A 19,450-nucleotide genomic window follows, 5' to 3' on the forward strand; every position below is an offset into this window, starting at 1 on the left:
CACCGAAAGGGCCCGGGCCGTCACCGGCCCGGGCCTCTTGATTTCAGGAAGGGCGAGCCCCTCCCCCGCCTCAGATCACGCGGCGCGGATCAAGCGCGTCGCGCAGGCCGTCGCCGATGAAGTTGATCGACAGGACGGTCAGGAAGATCGCCGCACCGGGGAATAGCGCCCAGTGCGGCGCGGAGTCGAGATGGTCCTTGGCGTCGAAGAGCAGACGCCCCCAGGTCGGGATGTCCGGCGGGAAGCCGAGGCCGAGGAAGGACAGCGTCGATTCCGCGATGATCGCCGAGGAAACCTCGATCGTCGAGGCGACGATGACCGGTCCGACCGCGTTGGGCAGGATGTGCCGCGTCATCTGGCGGAACTTGGTGGCGCCCTGAGCCTTGGCGGCCTCGACGAACTCCTTCTCGCGCAGCGAGAGGAACTGCGCCCTGACCAGCCGCGCGACCGGCATCCAGCGCAGGCCGCCGATCACCACGACGATCAGGATGAAGACACCGCCCTCGACGCCGAACACCGCCTTGAGCTGCTCGCGGAACAGGTAGATCACGAGCAGCAGCAGCGGCAGCTGTGGCAGCGACAGGAAGAGGTCCGTCACCCACATCAGCACGGGGTCGGCGACCTTGCGCGACATGCCTGCCGTCGCGCCGATCACGACGCCGACAGTGGTCGCGACCACCATGGCGGCGAGGCCGACGGCGAGCGAGATGCGCCCGCCATACATCATCCGCGCCAGGATATCCTGGCCGAGATCGTCGGTGCCGAACGGATGCGCCAGCGACGGCCCCTGCAACGTCGCCGAGAAGTCGATGTCGTTGATCGGGATGGTCCAGATCCACGGGCCGACGACGACGCCGAGGATCAGCGAGGCGAGGATGACCGCGCTCGCCATGGCGAGCTTGTGGCGGCGGAAACGCCGCCAGGTTTCGCGGCCGGGCGAGACCGATACGGTCGCGGCGGCCACTGCGGCCACGGCCGGGTCAGCCGAAGGAGATGCGAGGGTCGAGCCAGCCATAGAGCAGGTCCGCAATGAGGTTGAACAGGACGACCAGGCAGGCGAAGACGAAGGTCACAGCCATGATCACGGGGGTGTCGTTGGCGAGGATCGCGTCGATCAGCAGCGAGCCGATGCCGGGGATCCGGAAGATCTGCTCGGTGACGATGGCGCCGCCGAAGACGGCAGGCATCTGCAGCGCGACCAGCGTCACGACGGGGATCAGCGCATTGCGGGTGATGTGCCGCAGCGTGACCCGCTTCTCGCTGAGGCCCTTGGCCCGCGCCGTGGTGACGTAGTCCAGCCGGATCACGTCGAGCACGGCCGAGCGGACATAGCGTGTATAGGACGCCGCCTGGAACAGGCCGAGCACGGTGATCGGCATGATCGCCTGGCGGAACATCTCCCAATACCAGCGCCAGCCGGTCGCGGCGATGTCGGAACGATAGACGAAGGGGAACCAGTCGAGCTTGATCGAGAACAGCAGGATCAGCAGCAGGCCGGTGAAAAAGGTCGGCAACGAGAAGCCGACGAAGGCAAGCGTGTTGGCGATCTGGTCAAAGACCGAATAGGGCCGCGTCGCCGCGTAGATGCCGACCGGCAGCGCGATGCACAGCGCCAGGATCTGCGAGGTGCCGACGACGAAGAGCGTGGTCGGCACGCGCTGCAGGATCAGAGTGTCGACATCGATGCGGCTGGCGAAGGAAAAGCCCCAGTCGCCCTGCGCCATGGCCGAGAGCCAGCGCAGATAGCGCACCATGATCGGGTCGTTGAGGCCGAAGCTGGCGCGCAGCGCTTCGCGCACTTCGGGCGGGACGTTGGGATTGGTCGCCATCTCCGAGAACGGATCGCCCGGAGCCAGTGCCAGGACCGTGAACAGGATCAGGCTGATGCCGAGCAGGCTCGGTATGGCGATCAGCAATCGCCGCAGAAGATAAGTCGCCATCAAGGATTCCCGTGAAGCGGGGTGTCGCTAAAGCGAACCGCGCGGGCTGATGGCGACGAGACACCACCGGGCCGAGTCGGCTCGCGCGGAAGCGGCAGGAGACCGCTCGCGGACGGGTCAACCGTCCGCGAGCGGTCTTGCTAGCCTCAGCTGCGATACCAGGCAGCCACGTTCCAGGTGTCGACGTCCCAGCCGCTATGGTCGTGCATGAGGTTGGTCACCGAAGCGGCGACGCGAGTGCGCGAGAGCAGCGGCAGGATCACATTGGCTTCACAGAAGATCTCGTTGACCTTGATCAGCAGCGCGGCGCGCTTGGCCGGGTCGAGTTCCTTCTGGGCAGCCTTGTAGGCCTTGTCGGCCTCCGGGTCGGAATAGCGCGATACGTTCCGGCCCAGCCATTTGTTCTCCTTGGTGGCGATCTCCCAGGAGACGAACTGGTTGAGGAAGCGCTCCGGATCGGGCTGCGGCTGCGTGGTCGTATACATCTCCATGTCGACATAGAGCTTGGTGTAGGTGTCGGGGTTCGCGACGTCGGAGGAGAAGAACACCGATGCCGTCACCGACTTCAGCTCAAGGTCGATGCCGGCCTTCTGGCAGGCCTGCTTGATGATCGCTTGCGTCTTCTGGCGCGGGGCGTTGATCGAGGTCTGGTAGACGTATTTGAGCTTCTTGCCGTCCTTCTCGCGGATGCCGTCAGAGCCCTTCTTGTAGCCGGCGTCGTCGAGGATCTTGTTGGCCTTCTCGATGTTGAACTCGTATTTCAGCTTCTGCGACTTGAACTGCTTGGGCTCGTTGACGAAGCTCGCCGTCGCCGTGCCGCCGCGGCCATAGATGAATTTCTGGATCGAATCGCGGTCGATCAGCAGATTGATCGCCTCGCGCACCTTGGGATCCGACAGGGTCGGGTGCTTGGTCTTGACGCTGGAGCGCTCGCCATCGACCTCGGTCCACGGGTCGGTGGTGTTGAGGATGATGAACTCGATGTCCCCGGATGCGACCGCGCTGACCTTGCCGCGGCCGCCGGTCTCCATCTTCTTCAGGACCTCGTCCTCGACCTGCAGATTCCAGGCATAGTCGAATTCGCCGGTCTGCAGCACGGCCCGCGCCGCCGAGACGGCATCGCCGCCACCCTTGACCTCGATCGTGTCGAAATGCGGCTGGTTCTTGACGTGGTAATCCTCGTTGCGCACGCCGGTGAGGATGTCGCCCGGCTTGAAGTCGGTAAACTTGTAGGGGCCGGTGCCGACCGGCTTGAGATTTGCCGGCGCCTCGCGCGACTTGGCGCCCTTGTACTCGGCGAAATGGTGCTTGGGCAGGATCTGGCCGACCACGCCGACGAAGGGATCGGCCCAGAACGGCGTCGGCTCCTTGAAGATCACCTTGACGGTGTGGTCGTCGACCTTCTCGACCTTGATGTTGGTGTAGGAGCCGGTGGTGTAGGCGGCTGTCGCCGGATCAGCGGCATATTCCCAGGTGAAGACGACGTCGTCGGCGGTGAATGGCTTGCCGTCATGCCATTTGACGCCCTGCTTCAACTTCCACGTCACCACCTTGCCGTCTTCCGAGAGGCCGCCATTGGCGCGGCTCGGAACCTCGGCGGCGAGTTGCGGGGTGAGGTTGCCCTCCTTGTCCCAGCCGGCGAGCGGCTCGAAGAAGATGCGGCCAGCGATCTGGTCCTTGGTGCCGCTGGCGAAATGCGGGTTCAGCAGCGTCGGAGCCTGCCAGAGAAGGATCTTCAGCGGCCCGCCGCCGCCGGCCTTGGTCGGCTTGTACTGCAGCGAGGCCTGCGCCATGGCGACGTCGTTCCAGGCCAGGATCTGCGAAGCGATCGGCGCCGTGATGCCGACGGCAGCCAGTCTGCGAATGAAGGAGCGGCGGGAGATCGCACCGTCCTTCACGTTCTCGATCAAGCTGCTCAGTGTACGCTCGTCCATTACAATCCCCTGTTTTAGCTGGCCTATTGTGAGGTGGCCGGTAAGGGAGCGTAATGCATGCTTGCCTCGGGGGCTATGCCCTGTTTTGGCCGCAGATCCGGCATTCCGCCTGGATAAAGGGCATAGCCTTGCGTCAGCTGGTCGCGATCTCGCGTGCGAGATTGGCAAGATGGCCGCACTTGTCGGCGGATTCGTTGTTCCACCACATTGCGCAAAGATTGTGTGCGGAGATCGGCGGATCGGCTTCGAACACCCGCAGCGCTGGCGGGCCTATACCAAGGTATCGGCCGCGATCCCATCGTCCGATTGATCGCCATCGCCTTGAGGCGCAAGAGGCGATGACTTCGCGGCGCTGACGGCGAGGCGCTTTCGCAACTGCCGGCTTTCCGTCGCAGGGACGTGGCCATGCCGACCGATCGCATGCAGCCATCGCTGCGGCGTGCGTCGTCGTGGGCGCCCGTTCGCGCGTCGGACGGCCCCACCGGGATGGAAGAGGTGGGCCATGAACAATGTCGTCGCGTTTCGGCACTCTGTAGTCTCGCGAGCGCTGGCCTCGCCGAACTTGCGCCCGAGCAACGGCACTCTCCTGCGCAGGGCTGCACAGAAGCGATCAGGGCTGGTTGCCGAATGGCGCATCAGCGCGGCGGACGGGCGCCTGGAATGCCGCTGGCGCAGCGAGGGCGGGGAGCAGCGCGACGAGGAAGGCAGTTGCCGCTCAGGGTGCAGGCGCGCCGCCTGACCAAGTCGCTCAGCCCGCAGGCCGGCCACCGGCCGCAGTCACCTCCATCCCGCCGAGGTTCCCATGGCGTTTCTGTCGAACCGCGATACGAGGTCCAGTGCGCTCGCCGCGCTGACGCGCAATCGTGTCCTGCCCAACCCCTATGATCTGGCGGCGTTCGCGCTGCTGGCCGCGCTCGCCGTCCTGGCGCTACATGGCGCAGCGGCGATGCGCGCGCCACTATCCGGCCTCGCCACCGAGCCGGTTGTGCTCGATCCGGCGCTGCTGCCGGACTATGCGCTGCGCACGACGATGCGGATGTTCGCCGCGATCATCGCCTCGCTCGCCTTCACCTTCACCATCGCGACGCTGGCGGCCAAGAGCCGGCGCGCCGAGATGGTGATCATCCCGGCGCTCGACATCCTGCAATCGGTGCCGGTGCTCGGCTTCCTGACCTTCACCGTCACCTTCTTCATGGGGCTGTTCCCGGGCAGCCAGCTCGGCGCCGAATGCGCCTCGATCTTTGCGATCTTCACCAGCCAGGCCTGGAACATGGCCTTCTCCTTCTACCAGTCGCTGCGCACGGTCCCCCGCGATCTCGACGAGGTCAGCCGCAGCTTCGGCCTGTCGTCCTGGCAGCGCTTCTGGCGGCTGGAGGCGCCCTTCGCCATGCCGGGCCTGGTCTGGAACACAATGATGTCGATGTCCGGCGGCTGGTTCTTCGTCGTCGCCTCCGAGGCGATTACCGTGGGCGATACCACCGTGCAGTTGCCGGGCTTGGGCTCCTGGCTGGCGCTCGCGATCAAGGAGCAGAATTTCGCAGCCGTGGCCTGGGCCGTGCTGGCGATGGCGATCGTGATAGGTCTCTACGACCAGCTGCTGTTTCGGCCGATCGTCGCCTGGGCCGACAAGTTCCGTTTCGAGCAGACCGCCGGCCAGCGGAAGCCGCGCTCCTGGGTGCATGGCCTCGCTCGTCGCACCCGCCTGCTCAAGCGCCTGACAGCTCCGCTCGCCTGGCTGGGCGGCCGGCTGCTGCTGGTGCGGTTCCGCAGTGCGCCGCCGCTGCGCCATGAGGTCAGCGCGGGGACCAGCAAGACGCTCGACCGGGCCTGGCTCGTCCTGATTCTCGCCATCGGTGCCTGGGCGATGTGGACCGCCATCGCTTATCTCGGGCAGAGCCTGTCCTGGTCAGATGCCTGGGATCCGCTGGCGCGCGGCCTCGTCACCCTGCTGCGCGTCACCCTGCTGATCGCCGTCGCCAGCGTGATCTGGATCCCGCTCGGCGTCTGGATCGGCCTGCGCCCGGGAATCGCCGAGCGCGTCCAGCCGGTGGCGCAGTTCCTCGCGGCCTTCCCGGCGAACGTGCTGTTCCCCTTCGCCGTCATCGCCATCGTCGCGACCGGCGCCAGCCCCGACATCTGGCTCTCGCCGCTGATGGTGCTCGGCACGCAATGGTACATCCTGTTCAACGTCATCGCCGGCGCGAGCGCCTTCCCGACCGATCTGCGCGAGGCGGCGAGCGTCTACCAGTTGCGCTCGTGGACGTGGTGGCGGCGCGTCATGCTGCCGGGGATCTTCCCCTATTACGTCACCGGCGCGCTGACCGCGTCTGGCGGCTCCTGGAACGCCAGCATCGTCGCTGAAGTCGCGAGCTGGGGCGACACCAAGCTCGAGGCGTATGGCCTTGGCGCCTACATCGCCAACGCGACCGAGGCCGGCGACTTCCCGCGCGTCGTGCTCGGCATCGCAGTCATGTCGCTCTTCGTCACGCTCTTCAACCGTCTGCTCTGGCGCCCGCTCTATGTGATGGCGGAACGCCGGATGCGCCTCGACTGACCCCTTTCGCAGGAGGATGCCGCCATGAACGAGATCATCGCGACCCGCGATTTCACGGCCGAGAAGGCCACGCCGCTCGTCAGCGCCAAAGGGGTCTGCCAGAGCTATGACAAGGGCGCGGCCGGCTCGCTGGTCGTGCTCGACAAGGTCGATGTCGATTTGCGCCCCGGCGAGATCGTCGGCCTGCTCGGCCGCTCCGGCTCGGGTAAGTCGACGCTGCTGCGGGCGATCGCCGGGCTGATCCAGCCGAGCGGCGGCACCGTCACCTTCGAGGGGCGGGCCGTGACCGGGCCGAGCTCGGGCGTCGCCGTGGTGTTCCAGAGCTTTGCGCTGTTTCCCTGGCTGAGCGTGCTGGAGAATGTCGAGCTCGGTCTGGAGGCGCAGGGCGTCGCGCCGGCCGAACGGCGCAAGCGCGCGCTCGCTGCGATCGACCTGATTGGCCTCGACGGCTTCGAAAGCGCCTATCCGAAGGAGCTCTCCGGCGGCATGCGCCAGCGTGTCGGGCTCGCCCGCGCTTTGGTCGTGCACCCCAAGGTGCTGCTGATGGACGAGCCGTTCTCGGCGCTCGACGTCCTCACCGCCGAGACGCTGCGCACCGATCTGCTCGACCTCTGGTGCGAGGGCAGGATGCCGATCGAGGCGATCCTCATGGTGACGCACAATATCGAGGAGGCCGTGCTGATGTGCGACCGCATCCTGATCTTTGGCTCCAATCCGGGCCGCGTCATCGCCGAGCTGAAGGTCGAGCTGCCGCAGCCGCGCGACCGTCTCGATCCCGCCTTCCGCACCTTGGTCGAGGACATCTATGCGCGCATGACCGCGAAGGCCGGCGCGCCGGCACGTGACGGCGTCTTCCCCGGAACCGGCATCGCCATGGCGCTGCCGCGGGTCTCGACCAATCTGATGGCCGGGCTGATCGAGACGATCGCGGGCGCGCCCTATCGGGGCGAGGCCGACCTGCCGCCGCTCGCAGCCGAACTGCACCTGGAGATCGACGATCTCTTCCCGGTGGCCGAGACGCTGCAGCTGCTGCGTTTCGCCGATCTCGAAGGCGGCGACATCAGGCTGACCGCCGCGGGCTTGCGCTTCGCCGACGCCGATGTCGACGGACGCAAGCGCCTCTTCGCCCAGCAGCTCGCGGCCTATGTGCCGCTCGCCGCCCATATCCGGCGGGTGCTGGACGAGCGCTCCAGCCACAGGGCGCCTGCGCCACGCTTCCGCGACGAGCTCGAAGACCACATGTCGGAGGACTATGCCGCGACGACGCTGAAGGCGGTGACGAACTGGGCCCGCTATGGCGAATACTTCGCCTATGACGAGGATGCCGACCTGTTCACGCTGGACAATCCGAGCTGATAGACGGGCTGGACAGAGCGCTCGGCCATCTGTCTTGTCCGATAGCTTGACTGGGTAGGCCGGTGGCGAAGGGCAGGGCATGAGGCGCGATCGCGAGCGCATGCGCATCGAAAGACCATGGCTCTGGCTCGGCCTGATCGCGTCGATGGCTGTGATCTTCGCGGCCGACACCTTCACCAATCTGGAGATCGCCGTCGCCGTCCTCTATGTCGCGGTGATCCTGATCTCGGTCAGGTTCGACCGTCCCGCCACGGTCGTCCGGTTCGGCGCGGCCAGCGCCATCCTGACGATGCTGAGCTATCTGCTGACGCCGCGCGGAATTCACGAGACCGGGCTGGTGAACAGCGCGCTCAGCCTAATCGCCATCGGGGCGACGACCTATCTCGCCTTGCGGATCGAGGCCGCCGAGGCGCGCATCCGCCAGACCCAGGCCGAGCTGGCCCATATGGCGCGCGTCACCACCATGGGCGAGCTGGCCGCCTCGATCGCGCACGAGGTCAGTCAGCCGCTGGCCGGGATCGCCGCCAGCGGCCATGCCGCCCTGCACTGGCTCGCGGCGACACCGCCCGATACCGGGGAGGCCAAGCGGGCCCTGCAGCGCGTCGTCGCCGATGCCGATCGCGCCGGCGAGGTGATCGGGCGCGTACGCAACCTCGTGGCCAAGGCTCCGCCCTCGCGCGACAGGCTCGATATGGTCGCACTGATTGAGGAGGTTCTGGCCCTGACCCGCGGCGAATTGCGCAGGCACCGCGTGATGCTCCAGACCGATCTGGCCGATGACCTGCCGCAGCCGCTTGGCGACAAGGTTCAGCTCCAGCAGGTCGTGCTCAACCTGGTGATCAACGCGGCCGAGGCGATGGGCGGCCTGGAGACAGGGCCGCGCGACCTGCTGGTCGGCGCTGCCAGCGATGGAGACAGGATCACGGTGAGTGTCCGCGATACCGGCGTCAGCCTGGCGCCGGCCGCGATCGAGCAGGTGTTCGAGGCCTTCCACTCGACCAAGCCGGGCGGGATGGGCATGGGCCTGGCGATCAGCCGCTCGATCGTCGAGGCGCATGGCGGGACGATCTATGCCGCCGCCAATCATCCGCGCGGCATGGTCTTCGGCTTCACCTTGCCGGTGGCCGGCACAGAATCGGACGAACGCCATGGATAAGCCGGCGACCGTCTTCGTCGTCGATGACGATGGCTCTGTCCGCGAGGGGCTCGACAGCCTGCTCCGCTCGGTCGGCTATGTGGTATCGGTTTTCGCATCGGTGCGGGAGTTCGCGCTGGCCCGGCGTCCCGACACGCCCTCCTGTCTCGTCCTCGACGTCAGGATGCCAGGCCCAAGCGGCATGGATTTCCAGGCCGAGCTGGCCACGCTGAACGATCCGATCCCGATCGTCTTCCTCACCGGCCATGGCGACGTGCCGATGGCGGTGCGGGCGATCAAGCTTGGGGCAGTCGAGTTCCTGCTGAAGCCGTTCCGCGAGCAGGACCTGCTGGATGCGGTGCGTGTGGCGATCGGGAAGGACGAGGCGAGGCGCCGGGACGAGGCGGCACTCGCCGAGCTGAAAGAGCGCTTCGCGACGCTGACGGTGCGGGAGAAGGAGGTTCTCGCCTTCGTCGCGCAGGGGCGCCTCAACAAACAGATTGCTGCCGATCTCGGCCTGAGCGAGGTGACCGTGAAGGTGCATCGCGGCCAGGTGATGCGGAAGATGGGCGCCGCGACGCTGGCCGAGCTGGTCCGGCTTGCCGATCTCATCGCCGGACAGGAGCGTGCGATCCGATGAGGGTGGACGTTCTCGGGCTGCAGGCCTTCGTCAGCATCGCAGAGCGCGGCAGCTTCCGCGCCGCCGCCTCGCATCTCAACCTGTCGCAGACGGCGCTCAGCCACCGCATCCGCAAGCTCGAGGAATCGCTGGGAACGCCGCTCTTCCTGCGCACGACGCGGCAGGTCTCGCTGACCGCGGCCGGCACCACCCTGCTGCCGCGGGCGCGGCGCATCTTCGAGGACCTTGGCTTCGCCATCAACGAGGTCAGGGTCGACCTGCGCGAGGGCGACGAGCAGGTCTCGCTCGGCTGCCTGCCGACGGTGGCGGCGCATTGCATGCCGGGCGTGATCGCTGCCTTCGCCGCGCGCCATCCCGGTGTCGGCGTCCGCATCCACGACAACTCGGCGTCCGAGATCGCCGACAAGGTCCAGTCGGGCGAGGCCGAGTTCGGCGTCACCATCGTTGCCGCCAATCGCTGGGACCTCGAGCTGAAGCCGGTCGTCAAGGAGCCGTTCGTGCTGGTCAGCCATCGCTCGATGCCGCTGGCGCAGGAGGTGTCGCTGACCTGGGCGCAATTGCAGGACGAGCCGCTGGTGCGGATCAGCGCCGAGACCGGCAACCGCATCCTGATCGACGATGCGCTCGGCGCCAGGCGAGAGAGCCTGACCTGGCGCTACGAGGTCCAGCGCGTCGTCACCGCGGTCAGCCTCGTGCGCTCGCGCATCGGCTACGCGGTGGTGCCGCAGCTTTCGCTCGATATCGTCGATGCCGGCGAGCTCGTCGCGATCCCGCTGCGCTCCCCGGCTGTGACCCGCACGCTCGGCATCATCACGCGCAAATCGGTGCCGCTGCGCCCGGTGACGCGTGACCTGATCACGCTCTTGAGCCAGGCGCTCAAGCGCAGCGTCGTGCCGCGGCGAGATGAAGAAAAGTAATCAATCGCTGCATTCTTATCATTTGATGGCAGAATGGCTTTGGCCGACCCTCGCGGCGGGATGAAACGCGCGAGGAGAAGCCAGCAATGGCAGGCGCCAACACGACGGCGATCGCCTTCATCGGCTTCGGCGAGGTCGGCCAGACCTTCTCGCGCGGCCTGTTGGCCAATGACGGCGTCGCTATCCGCGCCTATGACTTGCTCTTCGGCAGCGACGCCGGCGCCCGTCTTGAAGCGGCGGCGCAGGAACTCGGCGTCGTCCGTGCGCCCTCGGCGCAGGAGGCCTGCGCAGGCGCGACCTTCGTCTTCTCGGCCGTCACTGCCGACCGCGCCGAGGCGGTGGCTACCGAAGCTGCGGCCTGGCTGAAACCGGGCCAGGTCTTCGTCGATGTCAATTCGGCCGCGCCCTCGACCAAGCAGCGGGCGGCGCAGGCGGTGACCGCAAGCGGTGCCGACTATCTCGAGGCCGCTGTGATGGCGCCGGTGCTGAAGCCTGGCCTCAAGGTCGCGATCCTTTCCGGAGGGCCGCAGGCGCAGGCTGCGTCCGAGGCTCTGAATGAGCTCGGCATGAACCTGACGCCGGTCTCGGAGGTCTATGGCCGGGCCTCGGCGATGAAGCTCTGCCGCTCGATCGTGATCAAGGGGCTGGAGGCGCTGATGGTCGACTGCGCCGCCGCCTGCGAGGCCTGGGACGTCAAGGCCCCCGTCTTCGCCAGCCTCAACGCGACCTTCCCGTCGATCGACTTCCATGCGCTCGCCGCCGACATGCGCGAGCGCGTCGCCACCCACGGCGTGCGCCGCTCGGCCGAGATGCGCGAGGCGGCCGAGATGCTCGGCGTTGCCAATCTCCACCCGGGCCTCGCCCAAGCGGTTGCCGACGCCCAGCTGCGCGGGGCTCGCCGCAAGGAAGGAGCGCGGTGATGCTGGATCGTCGCTCCGTCCTTGCCGGCCTCGGGCTCGCCGGTTTCACAGGTTTGGCGCCGGCGCGGGCCCAGCCGGAGTGGCCGAGCCAGCTGATCCGGATCGTCGTGCCGTTCACGCCCGGCGGCAGCACCGACGTGCTGGCGCGACTGATCGCCAGCAAGCTCGAGCGCAGCATTCCCGGCAAGGGCTTCGTGATCGAGAACCGGCCGGGCGCCGGCGGCATGACGGCCTCGGGGCAGGTCGCCAGATCCGATCCCGATGGGCACACGCTGATGATGGGCCATATCGGCACGCTCGCCTTCGCGCCCTCGCTCTATCCGAACGTGCCCTATGACCCGGTCAAGGATTTCCAGGCGGTCGCGCTCGTCGCCATGCTGCCGAACATCCTGGCGATCAATCCGAAGCTGCCGGCCAAGACGCTCGCCGAGTTCATCGCCTACGCCAAGGCGAACCCCGGCAAGCTGAACTACTCGTCGGGCGGGCAGGGCAGCGCTGCCCATATCGCCACCGCCTATTTCTGCCATCGCGCCGGCATCGAGGCGACGCATGTGCCCTATCGCGGCACGGCGCCTTCGGTGAACGATCTCGTCGCCGGCAACATCCAGTTCACGCTGACGGGCGGGCCGGCGGTTCTGCCCTTGGCGGAAGGTGGTCAGCTCAGGGTGCTCGGCGTCGCGGCGCGCGAGCGCGTCGGCTTCGCGCCTGACCTGCCGACGCTGTCCGAGAGCGGCCTGCCGGGTTTCGAGGCGGTGCAATGGTACGGGATCGTGGCGCCGGCGCGCACGCCACGTCCCGTCGTCGAGCGGCTTAACCGCGAGATCAACGCGCTGCTCGGCCAGCCGGACTTTGCCGGGGCGCTCGCCAAGGACGGTGCCATCGCCCGGCCGGAGACACCGGAGGGTTTCGGCAAGCTGATCGGCTCGGAGCTCGAGCTCTGGCGCGAGGTCATCACCCGTTCCGGCATCAAGGCGGCGGAGTGAGCGATGGGCCAGCTCGCCATCCCCTGCATGCTGATCCGCGGCGGCACCTCCAAGGGCGCCTATTTCCTGCGTGACGATCTGCCAGCGGATGTCGCTGCCCGGGACGCCTTCCTGCTCGCGGTAATGGGCTCGCCCGACAAGCGCCAGGTCGACGGGCTCGGCGGCGCCCACCCGCTGACCAGCAAGGTCGGAATCGTCTCGCTGTCCGACGAGCCGGGATGCGACATCGACTTCCTGTTCGCGCAGGTCGGCATCGAGACGGCTTCGGTCGATACCACCCCGAATTGTGGCAATATCCTCGCCGGGATCGGTCCGTTCGCGCTGGCGCGCGGACTGGTCAAGGCGAGCGGGGCGCGTACCACGGTGCGGGTCCGCACGATCAACACCGGCACCATCGCCGATCTGACCATGGACACGCCGGACGGGCAGGCGAGCGCCGAGGGGGCAGCGCGCATCGACGGCGTGCCGGGAACCTCGGCGCCGATCGATATCGGCTTCCTCGATGCCGAGGGCTCGGTCTGCGGGGCGCTCTTGCCGACCGGCAACGTCGTCGACGTGATCAAGGGCGTGCCCTGTACGCTGATCGACAACGGCATGCCGGTGATCGTCATGCGGGCTGCCGATGTCGGGCGTACAGGCTATGAGCCGCGCGAGCAGCTCAACGAGGATGACGAGCTCAAGGCCCGGATCGAGGCCATCCGGATTGCCGCCGGGCCGCTGATGAATCTCGGCGATGTCACGAAGAAGGTCGTGCCGAAGATCGCGCTTGTCGGGCCGCCACAGGCGGGTGGGGCGATCTCGACCCGCAGCTTCATTCCGCATGAATGCCATGCCTCGATCGGCGTCTTCGCCGCGGTGACGGTTGCCACCGCCGCCGTCTTGCCGGGCTCACCTGCGGCTTCGGTCGTCGTAATGCCCGAAGGACGCGAGCGGACGCTTTCGGTCGAGCATCCCACCGGCGAGTTCACGGTGACGCTGACGGTCGGTGGAACCGCAGAGCAGCCGGTGGTCGAGCGGGCCGGGCTGCTGCGCACCGCCCGCATCCTGATGGCAGGACAGGCCTTCGTGCCGGCCGCTAGAGTGCAAGAGGAGCGCATGCCATGAGCGCCCAGAAGACAGGCCTGGTGATCACCGCCCATCCCGGCGATTTCGTCTGGCGCGCCGGCGGCGCGATCGCGCTGCATGCCAAACGCGGCATGCGCGTCAAGATCCTCTGTCTGTCCTATGGCGAGCGCGGCGAGAGCCAGTTCGCCTGGAAGAAGGCGGGCGTGCAGATGGCCGAGGTCAAGGCGCAGCGCCGCGAGGAGGCCGAAGCTGCCGCTGCCGCGCTCGGCGCCGAGATCGAGTTCATGGATGCCGGCGACTATCCGCTGCGGACAACACCGGAGATGCTCGACCGAGCGATCGACATCTTCCACGAACTCAATCCGAGCTTCGTGCTGACCCATGCGCTCGAAGACCCCTATAATGTCGACCATCCCGAGGCGACGCGCTTCGCCCAGGAGGCGCGCATCATCGCGCAGGCCGCCGGCCACAAGCCCGATCCCAATCGCGCCTATGCCGCGCCACCGGTCTTCCTGTTCGAGCCGCACCAGCCCGAGCAGTGCAATTTCAAGCCGAACGTCATCCTCAACATCGACGAGGTCTGGGAGCAGAAGCGCAAGGCGTTCGAGATTCTCGCGGCGCAGAAGCATCTCTGGGAATACTACACCCGCGTCGCGCTCAACCGCGGCATGCAGGGCGGGCGCAACTCCGGCAAGGCGATGACCTATGGCGAGGCCTATCAGCGCCTCTTCCCGGAAGCGCTGGAGACGCTGGCATGAATCCCGTCGTCATCCGCACCAGGAAGCGCGCGCCCGCCGCAGCGATGGCCGATCTCGCAGCGCTCGGCGTCTCGACCACGCATGAGGCGATGGGCCGGAGCGGCCTGCTGAAGCCTTATATGCGGCCGATCTATGCCGGCGCGCAGATCGCCGGCGGGGCGGTGACGGTGCTGGCCCAGCCCGGCGACAACTGGATGATCCATGTCGCGATCGAGCAGGTGCAGCCGGGCGATGTGCTCGTCGTCGCCTGCACTGCCGACAATACCGACGGCATGTTCGGCGACCTGCTCGCGACCTCACTCAAGGCGCGCGGCGGCATCGGCCTCGTCATCGATGCCGGTGTGCGCGATGTGCGCACCCTCACCGAAATGGGCTTTCCGGTCTGGTCGCGGGCGATTTCGGCCAAGGGCACGGTCAAGGCGACGCTGGGGAGCGTCAACGTTCCGGTGGTCTGCGCCGGGGCGCTGATCCATCCCGGCGACGTGATCGTCGCCGATGACGACGGGGTTGTTGTCGTGCCCAGGCGCGATGCCGAGGCGGTCGCTGCCGCCGGCCGCAAGCGCGAGGCCAATGAAGACGAAAAGCGTAGACGCCTGGCTGCTGGCGAACTCGGCCTGGACATGTACGCTATGCGCGACGGCCTCGCCAAAGCGGGCCTCGTCTATCGCGACGATGACGGCGAATAATCCAACGAAAGCCCCGGCAAGGGGATTGGCCAAACACTCGGGAGGAACGACATGACCATTCGCAGGACGGTTCTCAAAGGAATGCTCGGCCTGGCTCTGGCCGCCTCGGTCAGCGGCGCGGCTCTGGCGCAGGACGCGGTCAAGATCGGCCTGATCCTGCCGATGACCGGCCCCTTCGCTTCGACCGGACGACAGATCGCCGCGGCCGCCAATCTCTATGTCCAGGAGAAGGGCGCAAGCGTCGCTGGCAAGAAGGTCGAGCTGATCATCAAGGACGACACCGGCACCGCCGACGTCACCCGCCGCATCGCGCAGGAACTGATCGTCAACGACAAGGTCACCGCGATCGCCGGCTTCGGCCTGACGCCGCTGGCGCTCGCGACCGCGCCGCTGGCGACGCAGGCGAAGACGCCGATGGTGGTGATGGCGGCGGCGACCGGCATCATCACCGAGCGCTCGCCCTTCATCGTGCGCACCAGCCAGGTCGTGCCGCAGATCGGCGCGCCGTTCGGGACCTGGATCGCCAAGCAGGGCACCAAGCGCGTCATCACCATCGTCTCGGACTATGGCCCTGGCCATGACGTCGAGAGCTCGTTCTCGGAGGCGTTCAAGGCCGGCGGCGGCCAGGTCGAGAACATCCGCGTGCCCCTGCAGAACCCGGACTTCTCGCCCTTCCTGCAGCGCGTCGCCGATGCCAAGCCGGAGGCGCTGCTGGTCTTCGTGCCATCCGGCGTCGGCGCCCAGTTCATGAAGCAGTTCGTCGAGCGCGGCCTCGACAAGAGCGGCATCAAGCTGATCGGCACTGGTGACCTGACCGATGACGACATCCTCAACGGCATGGGCGACATCGCCCTCGGCGTCATCACCGCCCAGCACTATTCCGCCTCGCATGACAGCCCCGAGAACAAGGCCTTCGTCGAGGGCTTCAAGAAGGCCAATCCGGGCCTGCGCCCCAACTTCATGGCGGTCGGCGGCTATGACGGCATGCACGCGCTCTATGAGGGCCTGAAGAAGACCAAGGGCGAGGGCGGGCAGGCCCTGGTCGACGCGATGAGGGGGATGAGCTGGACAAGCCCGCGCGGACCGATCTCGATCGACCCCGAGACCCGCGACATCATCCAGAACGTCTACATCCGCAAGGTCGAGCGGGTGAACGGCGAGCTCTGGAACCAGGAGTTCGAGACAATCCCGAACGTCAAGGATCCGACCAAGGCCAAGAAGTAAGTCGGCTCAAGGCTTTCCGCCGTGCTCACGATCCTGTTCGACGGCGTCGCCTACGGCATGATCCTGTTCGTGCTGGCCTGCGGGCTGTCCGTGACCATGGGGTTGATGAACTTCGTCAACCTCGCTCACGGCGCCTTCGCCATGTTCGGCGGCTATGTCACCGTGCTGGCGATGCAGCGGCTCGGCCTGCCCTTCCTCTGGGCGCTGCCGGCGGCCTTCCTCGCCGCGGCGCTCGCAGGGCTGGTGCTGGAGCGGCTGGTCTACCGGCCGATGTACGCCAAGAGCCATCTCGACCAGGTGATGTTCTCGATCGGGCTGGTGTTCATGGCCGTCGCTGGTGCCGACTACCTGATGGGCTCGACCCAACAATTCGTGCAGCTGCCGGCCTGGCTGAGCGGGCGCTTCGATCTCGCCGGCATCGGCGTCGGCCGCTACCGGCTCTTCATCATCGTGCTGTGCGGCGCTTTGGCCTTCGCGATGCAATGGGGCTTCACCGGCACGCGCTTCGGCAGCCGGCTGCGTGCCGCCGTCGACGACGCCAGGGTGGCACGCGGGCTCGGCATCCCGGTCAACCGCCTGTTCGCGCTGACCTTTGCGTTTGGTTCCGGCCTTGCCGGCCTCGGCGGCGCGCTCGGGATCGAATTGATGGGGCTCGACCCGACCTTCCCGCTGAAGTTCATGATCTACTTCCTGATCGTCGTGACCGTCGGCGGCACCTCGACCATCTCAGGTCCGTTCTTCGCGGCGATGCTGCTCGGGGTCGCCGATGTCGCCGGCAAGTACCTGGTGCCGCAGCTCGGCGCCTTCATCATCTACGCGCTGATGGTCGTCCTGCTGATCACCCGGCCCCATGGCCTTTTCGCGCGGAGCCGGGCATGAAGGCCGAAAACCTCGAGGCGCGCGTCCAGCGCTCGCTCTATGGCGCGCGGCGCTGGCATCCGGCCGAGATCGTGTTCTGGGTCCTGGCGCTGGCGGCCTTCTTCCTGCTGCCGCGCCAGCTCCTGATCCTCAACGAGATCGCGATCCTCGGGCTGTTCGCGCTCTCGCTCGACCTGATCCTCGGCTATGCCGGCATCGTCTCGCTGGGGCATGCCGCCTTCTTCGGCTTCGGCGCCTATGCGGCCGGGCTCTTCGCCAAGCACGCGAGCGCCGATCCCCTGGCGGGGCTCGCGGTCGGCATGGGAGCCGCCGGCCTGCTCGGGCTGATCAGCAGCCCGCTGATCCTGCGCGGCAGCGACCTGACACGCCTGATGGTGACGCTCGGCGTCGCGCTGATCCTTGGGGAATTGGCCAACTCGCTCGGCTGGCTCACCGGCGGCGCCGACGGCCTGCAGGGCATCATGATGGGGCCGGTGCTCGGCCTGTTCGAGTTCGATATCTTCGGCAGCGTCGCCTATCTCTATTCGCTCGCCGTGCTGTTCGTGCTGTTCGTGCTGGCGCGGCGCATCGTCGGCTCGCCGTTCGGCCTTTCGCTGCGGGCGATCCGCGACAACCCGCTGCGCGCTTCCGCCTCGGGCGTGCCGCTGCACTGGCGGCTCGTCGCGGTCTATACGCTGGCGGCCGCCTATGCCGGGGCGGCGGGGGCGTTGCTTGCCCAGACCACGCAGTTCGTCTCGCTCGACGTGCTCGCCTTCCATCGCTCGGCCGACCTGATGCTAGTGCTGATCATCGGCGGCGCCGGCTATCTCTATGGCGGGTTGATCGGCGCCATCGCCTTCAAGCTGCTGCAGGACGTGATCGCGAGCTTCACGCCGCAATACTGGATGTTCTGGATCGGGCTGTTCCTCGTGCTGTTCGTGCTCGGCGGCCGCGAACTGATCCATGGCGGGATCAAGGCGGTGGTGAGCCGGATCACGCGCTTCGGCCAGAGGGCGCCGACATGAGCGTGGCGCTCCAGACCTTCGACCTCTGCAAGAGCTTCGGTGGCATCACCGCGACCGACCATGTCGACTTCATGCTGGCAAAGGGCGCGCGCCACGCGCTGATCGGTCCGAACGGCGCCGGCAAGACCACCTTCGTCAACCAGCTCACCGGCGTGCTGCGGCCGAGCTCCGGCCGGGTCGAGCTGATGGGCGAGGACATCACCACGCTGCCGCGCGAGGCGCGGGTCGGGCGCGGGCTAGCGCGCACCTTCCAGATCAACCAGCTCTTCGGAACGATGACGCCGGTCGAGATGATCGCGCTCGTCACCTCCGAGCGGCTCGGCCGCGGCCGGCAGCCGCTGCGGGCGCTCGACCGCGACGCCGACCTCGTCGCCGAGACGGCCGAGATACTCGCCCGCTTCAGGCTCGACGACATCATGGACGCGCGCATCGCGACCTTGCCCTATGGCAAGCAGCGGCAGATCGAGATCGCCGCCGCCTTCGCGGCGAGGCCGAGCGTGCTCCTTCTCGACGAGCCGGCGGCGGGCGTGCCCGAGGTCGAGCGGCGCGAGCTGATGGCGACGGTCGCAGGCCTGCCGGACGATGTCTCCGTCCTGCTGATCGAGCACGACATGGACCTCGTCTTCCGTTTCGCGACGCGGATCACGGTGCTGGTCAATGGCCGCCTGCTCGCCGACGGCACGCCGAGCGAGATCGCCAATGATCCGGCCGTTCGCGCTGCCTATCTCGGGGAGCATGGCCATGGCTGAGCTCCTTGAGGTCGAACGCCTCAGTGCCGGCTATGGCGAGGCCCAGGTGCTGTTCGACATCGATCTTTCGCTCGCCGAGGGGCGCTCGCTAGCGCTGCTCGGCCGCAACGGCGTCGGCAAGACCACGCTGGTCAACAGCATCATCGGCGTCACCCGCCGCCGCGGCGGCCGGATCGTGCTTGCCGGGCGCGACCTCACCACGGCCTCGCCCGAGCAGCGCGCCCATGCCGGCATCGGCTGGGTGCCGCAGGAGCGCAACATCTTCAAGTCATTGACCGTGCTGGAGAATCTGACGGCCGTGGCGACGCCGGGTGCCTGGACGACAAGCCGCGTCTTTTCGATGTTCCCGCGCCTCGCCGAGCGCAAGGGCAATCTCGGCAACCAGCTTTCCGGCGGCGAGCAGCAAATGCTGGCGATCGGCCGGGCGCTGATGCTCAATCCCAAGCTGCTGTTGCTCGACGAGCCGACCGAGGGCCTCGCGCCGATCATCGTCGAGGAATTGCTGCGCGCCCTGAAGCGGCTCGTCCGCGATGAGGGACTCTCGGCGATCGTGATCGAGCAGCACGCCCGCAAGATCCTCGAACTCACCGACGAGGCGATCGTGCTCGAGCGCGGCCGCGTCGTCCTCGCCGCGGGGAGCGCCGAGCTCCTCGCCGACCCGTCACGGCTGGAGCGCCATCTCGGCCTCGCCGCCGCCTGAACCAAC

19 protein-coding genes are annotated in these 19,450 nt (G+C 67.3%); 16 read left to right on the plus strand and 3 right to left on the minus strand.

Annotation, left to right across the window (positions count from 1 at the left end; genetic code table 11):
• Positions 1 to 70: 70 nt before the first annotated feature.
• From ACFPOB_RS14120 to ACFPOB_RS14130, 3 genes are all read right to left on the minus strand, one after another.
• Complete coding sequence (locus ACFPOB_RS14120) at positions 71 to 1,015, minus strand: ABC transporter permease (RefSeq protein WP_092156755.1); 945 nt, start codon at positions 1,013 to 1,015, stop codon at positions 71 to 73.
• Positions 981 to 1,940 (minus strand): ABC transporter permease, encoded by a 960-nt coding sequence (locus ACFPOB_RS14125; RefSeq protein ID WP_377799100.1) that lies wholly within the window; start codon positions 1,938 to 1,940, stop codon positions 981 to 983. Before ACFPOB_RS14125 ends, ACFPOB_RS14120 begins: the two co-directional genes overlap by 35 nt.
• Positions 1,941 to 2,086: 146 nt before the next feature.
• A complete protein-coding gene (locus ACFPOB_RS14130; protein WP_377799101.1) occupies positions 2,087 to 3,874 on the minus strand; it encodes a peptide ABC transporter substrate-binding protein in 1,788 nt (595 codons plus the stop codon).
• A 502-nt stretch (positions 3,875 to 4,376) separates the two neighbouring features.
• Here ACFPOB_RS14130 and ACFPOB_RS14135 point away from each other — a divergent pair.
• The 16 genes from ACFPOB_RS14135 (at position 4,377) to ACFPOB_RS14210 (ending at position 19,444) form a co-directional block, all read left to right on the plus strand.
• Complete coding sequence (locus tag ACFPOB_RS14135; protein ID WP_377799102.1) at positions 4,377 to 4,613, plus strand: hypothetical protein; 237 nt, start codon at positions 4,377 to 4,379, stop codon at positions 4,611 to 4,613.
• A gap of 63 nt (positions 4,614 to 4,676) precedes the next feature.
• A complete protein-coding gene (locus ACFPOB_RS14140) occupies positions 4,677 to 6,428 on the plus strand; it encodes an ABC transporter permease (protein WP_377799103.1) in 1,752 nt (583 codons plus the stop codon).
• A gap of 24 nt (positions 6,429 to 6,452) precedes the next feature.
• On the plus strand, positions 6,453 to 7,784 hold the full coding sequence (locus tag ACFPOB_RS14145) for an ABC transporter ATP-binding protein (RefSeq protein WP_377799104.1): 1,332 nt from the start codon (positions 6,453 to 6,455) through the stop codon (positions 7,782 to 7,784).
• 79 nt (positions 7,785 to 7,863) lie between these two features.
• A complete protein-coding gene (locus ACFPOB_RS14150; protein ID WP_377799105.1) occupies positions 7,864 to 8,940 on the plus strand; it encodes a sensor histidine kinase in 1,077 nt (358 codons plus the stop codon).
• On the plus strand, positions 8,933 to 9,559 hold the full coding sequence (locus ACFPOB_RS14155) for a response regulator transcription factor (protein WP_377799106.1): 627 nt from the start codon (positions 8,933 to 8,935) through the stop codon (positions 9,557 to 9,559). The genes ACFPOB_RS14150 and ACFPOB_RS14155 overlap by 8 nt, the downstream gene beginning before the upstream one ends.
• Positions 9,556 to 10,476: a LysR family transcriptional regulator gene (locus tag ACFPOB_RS14160; RefSeq protein WP_377799107.1), complete on the plus strand. Its 921-nt coding sequence runs from the start codon at positions 9,556 to 9,558 to the stop codon at positions 10,474 to 10,476. Before ACFPOB_RS14155 ends, ACFPOB_RS14160 begins: the two co-directional genes overlap by 4 nt.
• Before the next feature lie 86 nt (positions 10,477 to 10,562).
• Positions 10,563 to 11,396, plus strand: a complete 834-nt coding sequence (locus ACFPOB_RS14165) for an NAD(P)-dependent oxidoreductase (protein ID WP_377799108.1) — start codon at positions 10,563 to 10,565, stop codon at positions 11,394 to 11,396.
• Complete coding sequence (locus tag ACFPOB_RS14170; RefSeq protein ID WP_377799109.1) at positions 11,396 to 12,379, plus strand: Bug family tripartite tricarboxylate transporter substrate binding protein; 984 nt, start codon at positions 11,396 to 11,398, stop codon at positions 12,377 to 12,379. Before ACFPOB_RS14165 ends, ACFPOB_RS14170 begins: the two co-directional genes overlap by 1 nt.
• A 3-nt stretch (positions 12,380 to 12,382) precedes the next feature.
• Positions 12,383 to 13,483, plus strand: a complete 1,101-nt coding sequence (locus ACFPOB_RS14175) for a 4-oxalomesaconate tautomerase (RefSeq protein ID WP_377799110.1) — start codon at positions 12,383 to 12,385, stop codon at positions 13,481 to 13,483.
• Positions 13,480 to 14,202: a PIG-L deacetylase family protein gene (locus ACFPOB_RS14180; RefSeq protein ID WP_291673854.1), complete on the plus strand. Its 723-nt coding sequence runs from the start codon at positions 13,480 to 13,482 to the stop codon at positions 14,200 to 14,202. Before ACFPOB_RS14175 ends, ACFPOB_RS14180 begins: the two co-directional genes overlap by 4 nt.
• Entirely contained in the window at positions 14,199 to 14,888 is a 690-nt protein-coding gene (locus ACFPOB_RS14185; protein WP_377799111.1) for a 4-carboxy-4-hydroxy-2-oxoadipate aldolase/oxaloacetate decarboxylase, read from the plus strand. Before ACFPOB_RS14180 ends, ACFPOB_RS14185 begins: the two co-directional genes overlap by 4 nt.
• A 51-nt stretch (positions 14,889 to 14,939) precedes the next feature.
• Positions 14,940 to 16,112, plus strand: coding sequence for an ABC transporter substrate-binding protein (locus ACFPOB_RS14190; protein WP_377799112.1), 1,173 nt, complete (start codon positions 14,940 to 14,942; stop codon positions 16,110 to 16,112).
• 21 nt (positions 16,113 to 16,133) lie between these two features.
• Positions 16,134 to 16,991, plus strand: coding sequence for a branched-chain amino acid ABC transporter permease (locus tag ACFPOB_RS14195; RefSeq protein WP_377799114.1), 858 nt, complete (start codon positions 16,134 to 16,136; stop codon positions 16,989 to 16,991).
• Positions 16,988 to 17,995 carry a branched-chain amino acid ABC transporter permease gene (locus ACFPOB_RS14200; RefSeq protein ID WP_377799115.1) on the plus strand — a complete coding sequence of 336 codons (1,008 nt, stop codon included), beginning with the start codon at positions 16,988 to 16,990 and terminating at the stop codon, positions 17,993 to 17,995. The genes ACFPOB_RS14195 and ACFPOB_RS14200 overlap by 4 nt, the downstream gene beginning before the upstream one ends.
• On the plus strand, positions 17,992 to 18,744 hold the full coding sequence (locus tag ACFPOB_RS14205) for an ABC transporter ATP-binding protein (RefSeq protein ID WP_377799116.1): 753 nt from the start codon (positions 17,992 to 17,994) through the stop codon (positions 18,742 to 18,744). The genes ACFPOB_RS14200 and ACFPOB_RS14205 overlap by 4 nt, the downstream gene beginning before the upstream one ends.
• On the plus strand, positions 18,737 to 19,444 hold the full coding sequence (locus ACFPOB_RS14210) for an ABC transporter ATP-binding protein (protein ID WP_377799117.1): 708 nt from the start codon (positions 18,737 to 18,739) through the stop codon (positions 19,442 to 19,444). Before ACFPOB_RS14205 ends, ACFPOB_RS14210 begins: the two co-directional genes overlap by 8 nt.
• The last annotated feature ends 6 nt before the right edge of the window (positions 19,445 to 19,450 follow it).

This window comes from Allobosea eneae (assembly GCF_042657265.1).
Lineage (GTDB): Bacteria > Pseudomonadota > Alphaproteobacteria > Rhizobiales > Beijerinckiaceae > Allobosea > Allobosea eneae.

What these genes read in the sequence shown, in the direction of transcription:
- ACFPOB_RS14120 (WP_092156755.1), bottom strand. Translation starts at nt 1,015, where the DNA reads ATGGCTGGCTCGACCCTCGCATCTCCTTCGGCTGACCCGGCCGTGGCC.
- ACFPOB_RS14125 (WP_377799100.1), bottom strand. Translation starts at nt 1,940, where the DNA reads ATGGCGACTTATCTTCTGCGGCGATTGCTGATCGCCATACCGAGCCTG.
- ACFPOB_RS14130 (WP_377799101.1), bottom strand. Translation starts at nt 3,874, where the DNA reads ATGGACGAGCGTACACTGAGCAGCTTGATCGAGAACGTGAAGGACGGT.
- ACFPOB_RS14135 (WP_377799102.1), top strand. Translation starts at nt 4,377, where the DNA reads ATGAACAATGTCGTCGCGTTTCGGCACTCTGTAGTCTCGCGAGCGCTG.
- ACFPOB_RS14140 (WP_377799103.1), top strand. Translation starts at nt 4,677, where the DNA reads ATGGCGTTTCTGTCGAACCGCGATACGAGGTCCAGTGCGCTCGCCGCG.
- ACFPOB_RS14145 (WP_377799104.1), top strand. Translation starts at nt 6,453, where the DNA reads ATGAACGAGATCATCGCGACCCGCGATTTCACGGCCGAGAAGGCCACG.
- ACFPOB_RS14150 (WP_377799105.1), top strand. Translation starts at nt 7,864, where the DNA reads ATGAGGCGCGATCGCGAGCGCATGCGCATCGAAAGACCATGGCTCTGG.
- ACFPOB_RS14155 (WP_377799106.1), top strand. Translation starts at nt 8,933, where the DNA reads ATGGATAAGCCGGCGACCGTCTTCGTCGTCGATGACGATGGCTCTGTC.
- ACFPOB_RS14160 (WP_377799107.1), top strand. Translation starts at nt 9,556, where the DNA reads ATGAGGGTGGACGTTCTCGGGCTGCAGGCCTTCGTCAGCATCGCAGAG.
- ACFPOB_RS14165 (WP_377799108.1), top strand. Translation starts at nt 10,563, where the DNA reads ATGGCAGGCGCCAACACGACGGCGATCGCCTTCATCGGCTTCGGCGAG.
- ACFPOB_RS14170 (WP_377799109.1), top strand. Translation starts at nt 11,396, where the DNA reads ATGCTGGATCGTCGCTCCGTCCTTGCCGGCCTCGGGCTCGCCGGTTTC.
- ACFPOB_RS14175 (WP_377799110.1), top strand. Translation starts at nt 12,383, where the DNA reads ATGGGCCAGCTCGCCATCCCCTGCATGCTGATCCGCGGCGGCACCTCC.
- ACFPOB_RS14180 (WP_291673854.1), top strand. Translation starts at nt 13,480, where the DNA reads ATGAGCGCCCAGAAGACAGGCCTGGTGATCACCGCCCATCCCGGCGAT.
- ACFPOB_RS14185 (WP_377799111.1), top strand. Translation starts at nt 14,199, where the DNA reads ATGAATCCCGTCGTCATCCGCACCAGGAAGCGCGCGCCCGCCGCAGCG.
- ACFPOB_RS14190 (WP_377799112.1), top strand. Translation starts at nt 14,940, where the DNA reads ATGACCATTCGCAGGACGGTTCTCAAAGGAATGCTCGGCCTGGCTCTG.
- ACFPOB_RS14200 (WP_377799115.1), top strand. Translation starts at nt 16,988, where the DNA reads ATGAAGGCCGAAAACCTCGAGGCGCGCGTCCAGCGCTCGCTCTATGGC.
- ACFPOB_RS14205 (WP_377799116.1), top strand. Translation starts at nt 17,992, where the DNA reads ATGAGCGTGGCGCTCCAGACCTTCGACCTCTGCAAGAGCTTCGGTGGC.
- ACFPOB_RS14210 (WP_377799117.1), top strand. Translation starts at nt 18,737, where the DNA reads ATGGCTGAGCTCCTTGAGGTCGAACGCCTCAGTGCCGGCTATGGCGAG.